A 417-nucleotide genomic window follows, 5' to 3' on the forward strand; every position below is an offset into this window, starting at 1 on the left:
CTTATCTGCACAACAACTGTGTGAATTATATCGAAGACGTTGGCGAATTGAAGACGCATTTCTCCTAACAAAACGGCTTTTGGGGTTAGCCTATATCTGGGTTGGGGACAAGAATGGTGTACAAATTCAAATTTTGGCTACTTGGATTTTTTATGCTGTTCTTAACCAATTGTGTATCGATGTAGCGATCGCCTTGAATCAACCACTAGACATGATTTCTACAGAGATGGTTTTTCGTAGTTTATACCATTTTTCTCAAGCTGTTCTACGTGGTGATGCTAGTGACCCTGTTCCCTATCTTGTGGAACGTCAAAAACTGTTTGGATTAGTCAAAGCCAGGCGTAAGCGTCATCGAGAGATTGACGCTTACACCCAACAAATTTGGGTTTTATCTTCTTAAGTTGACACCAATGGGCA

General features: G+C 40.8%; 1 pseudogene. It reads left to right on the forward strand.

The features are described from left to right. Positions 1 to 400, forward strand: a pseudogene (locus AABK37_RS41930) (IS4 family transposase); the annotation flags it as partial. Between the last annotated feature and the right edge of the window lie 17 nt (positions 401 to 417).

It is taken from the genome of Tolypothrix sp. VBCCA 56010 (genome assembly GCF_050875635.1).
Lineage (GTDB): Bacteria > Cyanobacteriota > Cyanobacteriia > Cyanobacteriales > Nostocaceae > Hassallia.